Annotated in this window: 3 protein-coding genes and 1 other RNA gene; 2 read left to right on the top strand and 2 right to left on the bottom strand. The window is 32.8% G+C overall.

The genetic code is table 11. The features are described 5' to 3' along the window. Positions 1–10: 10 nt before the first annotated feature. The gene (locus tag Q0543_RS10940) at positions 11–223 is read right to left on the bottom strand and encodes an STAS/SEC14 domain-containing protein (protein ID WP_299252659.1); all 213 of its coding nucleotides are present in this window, start codon (positions 221–223) and stop codon (positions 11–13) included. A gap of 538 nt (positions 224–761) precedes the next feature. On the opposite strand from Q0543_RS10940, the gene Q0543_RS10935 reads away from it, so the two are divergent. Continuing rightward, complete coding sequence (locus tag Q0543_RS10935; RefSeq protein ID WP_299252656.1) at positions 762–2,192, top strand: histidine kinase dimerization/phospho-acceptor domain-containing protein; 1,431 nt, start codon at positions 762–764, stop codon at positions 2,190–2,192. Between the two features lie 141 nt (positions 2,193–2,333). Here Q0543_RS10935 and ssrA read toward each other — a convergent pair. Then, positions 2,334–2,737, bottom strand: a transfer-messenger RNA (tmRNA) gene (ssrA, locus tag Q0543_RS10930). 309 nt (positions 2,738–3,046) lie between these two features. Between ssrA and Q0543_RS10925 the strand changes: the two genes are divergently transcribed. Continuing rightward, entirely contained in the window at positions 3,047–11,494 is an 8,448-nt protein-coding gene (locus Q0543_RS10925; protein ID WP_299252653.1) for an FG-GAP-like repeat-containing protein, read from the top strand. Positions 11,495–11,567 lie beyond the last annotated feature (73 nt).

Raw genomic sequence — 11,567 nt, 5'->3', positions numbered from 1 at the left:
TTGTTCCAGTTTATGCCACCAAACTGGTCCAACTATTCAATCGGTTAGGAACAAAGTTTGAAACAGAAGTATCTAAAATAAGCAAATAATTTAATGTATCTGTTTTAGATATCAAGCCCTTTACCACAGGTATCACTACTCTATTATAATCCTCTTCTGTAACTTCATTAATTGCTCTAAACCCGACCATATTGGCAGGTAAGTTTTCAATTTGAATAATCATAGTTATAGTATTTAGTTTATATTATAATCTACAAATCAATTTATATACAATTTAAGTATTAGCTGTGTTTAAGAAAATACAGCTTCTTAAAAAATACAAATTAATCTGATTTTATAATATATATCATCTTTTTTAATAAATGAAAAAATATGGCAATCTTATAATAAACAATGTAAAAATTACAAAAACGATACGAAAATAACACCTTTAACCTATAATAGTATGAGGGTGTTTTTATCTTGAATTAATATTTTAAGGAAATAAACACATATTTTCCCCACTGGATTAAATATTATTTCACACAATTATTATTTCACACAATTCCAACAAATTAAATCTATCAAAAGAAAAAATCATATAGATTTACCTTCCTTACTAGAAATTATCATTTCAAGATAAAATCGAAACAAAAAATGTATCTTAACGTATTTATTATCAAGAGAAAATAAACATTAAGGAATAATAAATTAGCTATAATTATTTTTACAATTTTACAAATAGATTTTAAAACAAACAGATTTTTTATAAAATTTTATTCATGGATATCATCCTAACAGAGAACAAAAAGGCTTACATCTATTCAGGCTATTTTTTAATAGCAACAGGATTATTGATCTGGTTTAATAGTGTACTATCTAATCAATCTACTAGTATATTTTTAGGTGCATCTTTCACTGTATTGTCAAGTATTTGTTTATTATTTATCTATAAAAATCAATTATATATTTCAAAGATGCTTTGGGGTATACTAACTCCTATACTTATAATTGCAGCTCCAGTTTATTCAGTGGTAGAAAAAAGCAGCACACTCTTAACGTATGGTTATGCGCTCATTGGTGCTTCTTTGTTTGTTATTAACTCATTCAACCTACCGAATGAGAAAAAATCTATGTGGTTATGCATTATAGTATTCTTTACCAGCATACTTTTTTATGATAAAATAATCATTATGAATAGTGTACCTACACTTAACTATTCCATCATATTAGACAACTACCTTCATTTTAAAATATTTCAACTATTTCACTTTATATCGTTAGTGTATCTTATGTTACTTATTAAAAATAACAAAGTAGACATTGAAACCAAGTTGATTAATCAAGTTCAACAATTAAAAACATTCACACAAAACATTCTTACCTTGTCAAAAAACAAAAATGTATATAGTGAAATCATTTCAGAAGCATTTAAAGAAATAACAACATTTGTAATTGAAAATATTGATGCATCGAGAATAAGCATATGGGAATACAATGAAACTATTAAAGGTATCGAATGCATTGTATGTTATGATAGCACAAAGAAAGCATATACAAAAGAAGGAAATTTATTAGCAGAAAAATACCCAACCTATTTTAAGCATCTTTTAAAGAAAGAGCTACTCCTGTCTTACGAAGCTGAAACAAATGAAATCACCAAAGAATTTGCAAGCGATTATTTAATTCCAAATAACATCAAAGCAATGATGGATATTCCATTTTTCATTGACGGTCAATTTAAAGGAATACTATGCTTTGAAGACCAAACAGGTACTGTTAAATGGAATGAGATTGATATCCTTTTTGCACAAACGATTGCTATGTATACAAGCATCGTGTATTATTGCATCTACCGAAAAAAACAAACTTATTCCTTAGAAGATTTAACCACTCAGTTACAAAATCAAAATACATTACTGAGAACAATTAATGAAAAAATTGTTAGTGAAAATAATACACTTTTAACTGATCTAGATTGGAAGAATAAAAATATTGCTGAAATAAAATCCTTCATAGATAATTTGTCCTTTAAAAACTCGCATGATTTAAGAGGCCCGCTTAGCCGTATATTAGGACTATTACAATTATACTACACGGATACTACGACAAGTAATAAAGAACTTTATATTGAGTATATTTCAAAATCTGCGAAAGAAATGGATCAAATAATTAGAGGTATTACGGCAGAAATAAATAGTAGAAATGGGTAAGTTTTTCACTATCCTAGATCGAATGTAAATTACTTTTAACGTATATGGCAAATATACTATTCAAGGTTTCGTTGCAAAGGCTGTTACAACCACTAAATAAAAAAACCTAACTAATTATTAATAAATTAGTTAGGCTTTAATTAGTGGAGTCGGAGAGATTCGAACTCTCGTCCAGAGAAGGCCACTATCGAATCTTCTACATGCTTAGTCGAATGTTCATTTTCGAGTTGTAGCAGGTCACCGACACCCAACTATAACCTTAGTTACTTTAGTTCGCACATCACCCGTAACGTATGATACACTAGTCTTGCAGTTCGACATCTCAGTTCACAGCCCGCAAAACAAAAGCCGTGTGAGATGTGGCCGGGTGCTATTCTAAATAGCTCCACTCAACGCTTTATATTACAAACTGAGTTCGTAATTAAGCAGCCATGGCGTAAGAATCTTCGCCAATTATGTTTTAGAACTATCTTTTAAGGCTCTCATCCCATGAGCCTGCATGCTTACACTCGTAATCACTCAACCTGTCAATTCCTGTCGACCCCAAACATCTTTTGTGGGCTACAAATGTACGATTTTTTAGTAGAAGTTTTAAATTAGTTTAACGTGTAACGTATAATCGTTTCATAATTTAACACCCAATGAATAAATTAAATACCTATTACGTTTAGAACCTCTCCGACCCGCCAAATATAAACCACATATTAATACCATCCCAAAAATAACAATAACTAACTAATAATCAAATATATAAATATTAAAATATAAATTAAAGTACTGTAAAATATTCTAATTACCTTTAATAGAATTATATTTATACTATAATTCGATAGTACTTTTCTTTTGAAATTAATATGAAAAACATCCTCTACACCATATCTTTTTTTTTACTAATTACTTTTCAATTATTTTCTCAAACAATTACTCAAACAGGTTCTTTAAGTGTGCCAAGATGGTTTCATGAATCACAACTACTGTACAACGGAAAAGTATTGGTTTTTGGTGGCGATGACTGTCGTTTAACTCCAGGCGTAACTGTACATTCTTCGGCTCAGCTGTATGATGTAAATACTGGCATCTTTACAAATACAGGCTCCATGAACGTTTCTAGAACACGTTTTGCTTCCGTAGTATTGCCTAATGGAAATATAATGGCTATCGGTGGTGGACAATCTGCTGCAGTAGATCCAATAACGGCAACCTGTGAAATATACAATGTACAAACGGGCACCTGGTCGTACACAGGAAGTATGCATAGCGAACGCATTATGCATAATGCTGTTGTATTAAAAAACGGAAAAGTCCTTGTAGGTGGTGGCTTAGGGAGTGAAAACACCTACGAGCTTTATGACCCTTCAACTAATAAATGGACACTAACAAGTTCCCCTTCTAAAATTACTGCTGATAGAGCAAATCTTGTATTACTTGCTGACGGCAGAGTACTTTCTACGTATGAACATGATGGACAAATTTATGATCCAGCTACAGAAACTTGGACACTTCTTTCTTCAAAACTTATTGGTGAAAGAACATTTCACAGTACTGTTCTTTTAAACAATGGAAACGTACTTATTACCGGATCAACATCTACGGATGACCAAACAACTGCAGAGATTTTCAATGCCACAACACAAACATTTACGGCTGTACCACCAATGACTCATAACCGTGCAGTAAGTAAAGCAGTGTTAATGGATAACGGGAAAGTATTAACATATGGACTTGGTGATTTTTTCAATCCAATTAACACGAAAGTCATAGAAGTATACGACCCTGTAACAAATTCATGGAGTAGTAATACATATAGTTGGATCGGTACTCAAGGATATAGTATTGTAAAATTAGGAAATGGTAAATTTCTAGTATCTGGTGGTGATTTAGATTTTTCTTTGGCTTCAAACAGATGTGCAATAATTGATCAAAATCTTTCCGGCTGCAGCAGCAATCCAATATTAACAATGTCTGTTAGTGGCATAGCTACCTGCTATGGAAAAGAAAGCTCTATTTCAATGGCTACTTCAGAAATTGGCATTAATTATAGCGTACAGCTTGGCTCAAATATTCTCACAAAATTTATTGGCACAGGCAATTCTATTACAATTCCTATATCAGCAGGAAATATCCAAGCAGGCAACAATATCTTTACAGTGTATGCTCAAAAAACTGAATGCCCTTCTTTTTTAGTATCAGACACTGCAATTGTAATGGCGCCTATTAATGTTGTAACACCTGTCGTTACTTCTTCAGGGAATAGTATCTGCACCGGAGACAGTATGAAATTATCTGCACCAACGGGTTATGCTTCTTATCTGTGGTCAAACAAACCCACAAGTGAATTTATCTATGCAAAAACTGAAGGCAATTATTCTGTCGGAGTTACAACTGCAGCAGGTTGTAAAAGTTTGTATTCGAATCCCGTAGCCATTTCAATAAACCCTTTAGTTGTTCCGACAATTTCAATCACCGCATCACAGAATCCGATTATTGCAGGCAACATTGTAACATTTACTGCTTTTGCAACAACTGCAGGCTCTAATCCTATCTACAAATGGAAAGTAAATAATATAGTAGTTGGAAACAATTCAAATATATTTTCAAGTACTGCACTTAAAGATGGTGATATTATTTTAGCTACGTTAATAAGTAATGCCTTATGTACGAAGCCTGAATCGATTATATCGAATATTATTACGTTGTCTGTTAAACCTTTTGTTGATTACCCAATAGTACTTACCACATCTCCAACTTCAAATTCATTAAATATTTCCGAATCTGCACAGATTGCTGTTACATTTAGTAAGACAATGTCAGATGCAACTGCAACGGATTCTATCTTTGCAGTGTATGGATCTTATTCGGGTAAATTAAAAGGGACCTATACAAAAATTGATAGTACGATTACATTTACATCAAATCAATATTACTTGCCTGGAGAAAAAATTTCTATCATGATTGATTCATCTGCAAGTGATTTGACCGGAACAACCATGCAGAGTGGATATGTATCTGAATTTACAGCAACCACAGCAATTGCTCCAGCCACGTTTATAAAAGGTATAGAAAATCCAGAATTAAGGGGCTATAGAATACTAACTACTGACATAAACAATGATGGGCTTATAGATATGATTTCAATAAGTGGTTTAGCACTCTTTTTAAACAAAGGAAATGCTGAATTTTCATTTGTAAAAAGTTTATCTGGCAATGGAGATATCGCTGATATAAATAGTGCTGATTATAATGGTGATGGCTTTGATGATATTTGCATTTCAGAATCAAACACTAATAATAAATATGTAAGTATTTTTTACAATAATCAATTTAATGACTACACATTAAAAAGGTTTCCAGTATTTATTACTGGAGACAATGTTATCACGGGAGATTTTGATGGAGATACAGATTTAGATATTGCACTCAAAAGTAGTATCTATACTTCACCTTCAGGTATTTTAATACAATGGAATGATGGGGAAGGAAATTTCAACATTGGAGACACATTCATAAATACAATTGCTAACAGCTACAAAGCAGCGGATTTCGACAATGATGGCGACCTTGACTTTTTAACTTCAAACGGGGATATTAATTTTATACAAAACAACGGACAGGGTGAATTTACCACCATAGTAATTCCTACTATTCAAATACCTAATGAATACCCTGAAATTATTGCCATTGGCGATTTTGATGGAAATGGATTTGTTGATCCAGTCATTGCCTTTCAAAAAAAGTTTGGTGTTATGAAAAATTTAGGGGGCGGAAATTTCATGGTATTTGACTCTATTGGAAAATACATTCAAAGTGGTACACATGAATATCCAGTTGCAGATTTTGATGGAGATGGACATCTAGATCTAATGCTATACAATCAGGCTACATTTGTAGCAGGAGCATCTGACACGATAGTTATCTGGAAGAATCCAGGCAATGGCAATCTTACCCGTTACAGTGAATATATAATTCCAGCAGATCAAAATGGCAGTTCCCCATACAGTAGAAGTTTCATAGCTGCAGATTTTGACAATGATAAAGACATGGATATTGGCTTTGTCAATATGGTTACAAATACAATTTCAATGCTTCTAAATGATGGAACAAAACCTTTAATTGCTAATTTGGTTTTCGTTGAAGAATCACTATGTGTTTCTTCAACCATAAATATCATAGGAAGTTCAAGTGGTATTTTCCAAACAGACAATTTGTTTCAACTGCAGTTGTCAGATAAAAATGGAACCTTTACTACTCCAACTAATTTAGGGCTTTCACAAAAAACATTATCGAATTTAATTTCCGCACAAATACCAGCATCATTAGAAGCTGGCAATAAATACAGAATGCGAATTGTAAGTACAAATCCATACTTGGAAAGCAAAGACAATGGATATGATATAACAATCATAAAAGATTGCTTCTTACTTACTAATATCAGTCCAACAACAAACAATCAAAACATTTCAGTTACTGAAAATATCACTACAACTTTCAGTGGTGACATACCTACAACAACTAAATTCAGTATTTATGGATCTTTGAGCGGAAGTCATTCAGCGAATAAAGGTTCTTTTACAAAATCTGGAAATACAGTAAGTTTTTTGCCAAGTTCAGATTTTTTTTCTGGGGAAAAGGTCTCTGTGATAGTAGATACTTCCATTAAATCTACAAATGGAGCTCGCTTAAAGCAGCCTTTTCTTTCTAACTATACAACTAAGTCACAGAATGCTCCTGCATTATTCACACACTATGAAAGTATAGAAGGTTTAAGTAAGATGATTATTTCAATTGGTGATTTAGATAATGATCACGACATAGATGCCGTAATAACAGATGTTATTACGGACTCTGTTAGCTTTTTATTAAATTCAGGCGATGGAACTTTTGTTAAGTCTAATTCAATATATGTTTCAAATGAGGGATTATGTGAACTGGCGGACTTTGACAGAGATGGAGACCTTGATATATCTATTATAGATGGCGGTGGTAATATTCAGTTATTCCAGAATGATGGAAATGCTAATTTCACTAAAAGACAAAGTATTACTGCAGGAAGTAGTTTGATCAAAATCTGTGATATCAATGCGGATGGGTATCTAGACATTATTTCTTTATATAACGGAAGTTATGAAAAATTGGACTTCTTATTAAACGATGGAAATGGAAATCTAACCTATCAATACTCCGAATATTTACATGAACAAACATGGTCAGTTTCAATAGATGATATGGACAATGATGGAGACATTGATATTGTTTGTGGAACCACTAATCATCTATTCATTTTGTATAATTATAATAACGGAAGAACATTTTCAAAATCAATTATCGCCTCAGGAAATTGGACATTTGGCAATTTATTGTGTGATATTAACAATGATAAATTTATTGACATTCTAGGGTCTTCCGAGATTATATTCAATGATGCCAACCATACATTTAGCGCCTCCAAACCTACCAATTGGGGTTTTGAAGCATATGCATATACTTTAGCTGACTTTAACGGTGACGATAAATCTGACTTATTAATTCTAGATGGACTTGACACGAAAATATTCTTAAACAATGGTGCATCAGATTTTATACAGCAAACAATAATAATTAACACAAACAATACTTTTCCTGCAGATGTAGATAACGATGGCGATATTGATATTATAGGTATTAATCATCTCGATTTAAAAATCGGTTCTCTCATTAATGAACTTTCTATTAAAACGCTTACGGTATCAGAACAAACATTCTGTACCACCAGCAAAATTGAAATACCTTTTAACGTTCGTGGTGTACCTACTGGAACAACATTCAGCGCACAATTGAGTGACACCACAGGCGGATTCAGTACATTTCAGGTTATAGGAACAGGAAAAACTTCTCCTATTGTTTGCAGCATTCCAGCTACAACTGAATTAGGAATTAGCTATAGAATTCGGATTGTATGTGACAGCATGAATCTTATAAGTGCAGACAATGGAATCAATCTTTCCATTACAACGGACTGCCCTGCGATACAAACTGTAAGCCCCTTACCAAACAGCAATAATGTTATTGTCAGCCCTGCAATACAAGCTGTTTTTAATACAAACTTGTTGGCATCTTCAATTAACTCAAACACCGTTCGTGTTTTCGGAAATCAATCAGGCTTTAAATCAAGTCAGCAAGGCTTGTCATTATCAAGCCCTGCAACAATTCAATATGAAACACCTTCTCCCTTCTCTGCTGGAGAAAGAGTTTCAGTATCTTTAACACATGAGATCCAAAACACGAAAGGTGTTTCACTCATTTTACCTTATGTATATGAATTCAATATTCGTCCAACTGTTACATCAGGTAATTTTATTATAAAAGAAAATACGTTTACAAATAAATCTCCTGGACATTGCAACCTACTTAAATCAGGTGATTTTAATAATGATGAAAAAATAGATTTACTTATAGTTGATCAAACCGCCAATAAAATATCAATTCTTTTAAACGGACAAACAACTTCTATTCAATTATCTACTCTAACCAACACTAGTGACATCAGCATTTTCGATATAGATGCTGATGGAGACTTAGACCTTATAACCACGTCTCTATACAGCACTAAAGGTGTATCTATATATATAAATGATGGACAAGCAAATTTTACGCTATCCAATAATATAGCAGTAGTTGGTGAATCTGCAGTTAACATATGCAATGCAGATTTTAACGGTGATGGCAATATGGATTTTGTTACAACAAATTCATATTATATATCTGTAGGTATAAACAATGGGCAAGGTGTTTTCACTGAAAAATACGTATTAAAGACTGTTGATATGAATATATATCCAAGCGAAGAAAATTTATTTGTAGGCACAATAATACCAGCTGATATGGATCAGGATGGTGACTTCGATCTTTTGGCTAATGCTCGTACATCTGCTGGCTTGAATTACATAATCACATTTACAAATGACGGACAAGGTAAATTCACTACCGATAACAATAAAATAAGCCTTACTGAATGGCCCAACAATCTGAGTGTAGTGGATTTTAACAACGATGGAAAGTTGGATTTTATTTTCCAATCATCGACCAATCCAAAACTCCTTTACATTGGATTGAATACAAGTGGAACATTTCCTTTGACAATCATTCCAACAGATAATTATTTTAATGCAATAGAAACTGCAGATATCGATGGCGATAGTGATATTGATATAATCATTCCAAGTTCAAAAAACCTAATTACGTATAAAAATAATGGAACAGGCCAATTTACATTATCTGAATCAATTCCTGTTGGTGTGTACGTTCAAAATGCACAACCAATCGATATTGATTCCGATGGTGATCTAGATATTGCACTAACCACGAATTCCGATTTAATTATTTTAATTAATACAAAACCATTTATAGAAATACAGCCAATAGATAATTTAAGTATTTGTGGTGAAGTAGCATTTAATATTTCATTCATACCTTATGGAATAGTTGATGAAAATACTTATTCTGTTGAACTAAGTAATGAAACAGGCTCGTTTGCACACACACCTATTGTTATTGGAACGGGAACAAGTTCTCCAATCACTTGCACCATATCTCCAAGCATAACAGCTGGGGTTGGCTATAGAATTAGAACTGTATGTACGAGTTTAGGAATTATTGGAACAAATAATGGTTCAGATATAAATATTAGACAAGATTGTTTCTTCATTTCGACTTTAGTACCTAATGCATACAGTACCAATATTGCATCCGTGAATTCCATCGAAACAAATTTCACAACAGATGTTTCGTTACCATCCGTTAATGCACAAAATCTTCGTATATCGGGAAGTTACACTGGGGATAATTCAAATAAAGGTACGTTTTCATTACCCTCCCCTTCATCCATTTCATTCAATACTCAACGAAATTTATTTCCAAATGAAAAGGTTTCGGTGAGTATAACAACGCAAATAAAAAATACGAGTAATGCAAGTTTACTCAAACCATTTGTATATGAATTTTCTGTAAAACCTTCGCCAAGTAATGGTAAGTTTTTCTTCAAAAGTTCTTCTTATAATACAAACATATATTACAACTTAGGATATTCAAATGTAAGATTAAGCAGATCCGGAGATTTTGATAACGACGGCAATCTGGATATAGCGATTATACAGGGCGGTACTGAACAACTTTCCATTTATTTAAATACGGCTCAAAAGTTAAAAAACGAAATAGATCTTCCTTGCAATGGCGACCCAAGAAGATTAGAGGTTATAGATATAGATGCTGATGGCTATCTGGATCTTATGACCGTCAACGAATACAGTATTTCCATATTCAAGAATAATGGTGATGGAAGTTTTATGTCACAAACAACGTTTACCTTACCGAACATGCCGGCTGGCCTCGCTGTAACAGATTTTAACGGAGATGGAAACATGGATTTTGTCACCTGTGCATATCCATTAGGTATATCTATTAATACCAACACGGGCAACGAAACTTTTAATGAACAAGTCGTTACATTAACAGAAACGGACGATGTAATTGACGTGACGTCAATCGATATAGACGGCGATGGTGACATGGATATAATTGCTTATTCATCAGATCCGAACAATCTATACGCATTTGAAAACGATGGACACGGAATATTTTCATATAAAAATAAAATCTGCAAATTAGACAATGCTGTAGGTATGCAAGTTGCAGATTTGAATAATGATAATAAAATGGATTTCATAACACCTAAAGGTATAACGGGGGGGTTTAATGTTGGATTCAACAATGGCAACACATTTACTTTAAAAGAAATTAATGCTCCTTACTATCATATATATTTTGATCTTGCGGATGTTGATGGAGACGGCGATATAGATTTGATGTATTCTAGTTTAAATTCTTCAGAAGGAATTACGATTATGAAAAATGATGGAGCGGGCAATTTCACTGTTTCAGAAACACTTGTTATAAATACGGCTATTTTATTGTTTTCAGCAAACGACATTGACAACGATGGTGATCTAGATATTGTTTGCGGAAATGCCGACAATACAGGCTTACTAACATTTTATAATGGAGCAGCTCCGCTTGATACAGAACCAACAAGTATAACAAATCCATCATTAACATATATTAGGATTTATCCAAATCCAACATCCGAATATATTAATATTGATTCTCAATGTGCAATAGAAGAAGTTATACTATACAACATGCTTGGAAATGAAGTGCTAAAAGCAAAAGAAAGCAGCAAAATCAATATAAACTCCCTTGCGGCTGGAGTTTACACAATCAAAATAATTACAGATAAAGGAACTGATATTCAAAAAATCTGCATCCAATAAAACAGTATTGGGAAATACAAAATCAATCACACAAAATAACTTTCATATTCTCATAAAATATATTTGAAGAATT

The sequence above is a fragment of the uncultured Cytophaga sp. genome, from assembly GCF_937863595.1.
In the GTDB taxonomy this organism is placed as follows: domain Bacteria; phylum Bacteroidota; class Bacteroidia; order Cytophagales; family Cytophagaceae; genus Cytophaga.
The sequence above is the reverse complement of the archived record's forward strand: the minus strand, read 5'-3'. Positions and strand labels throughout refer to the sequence as shown.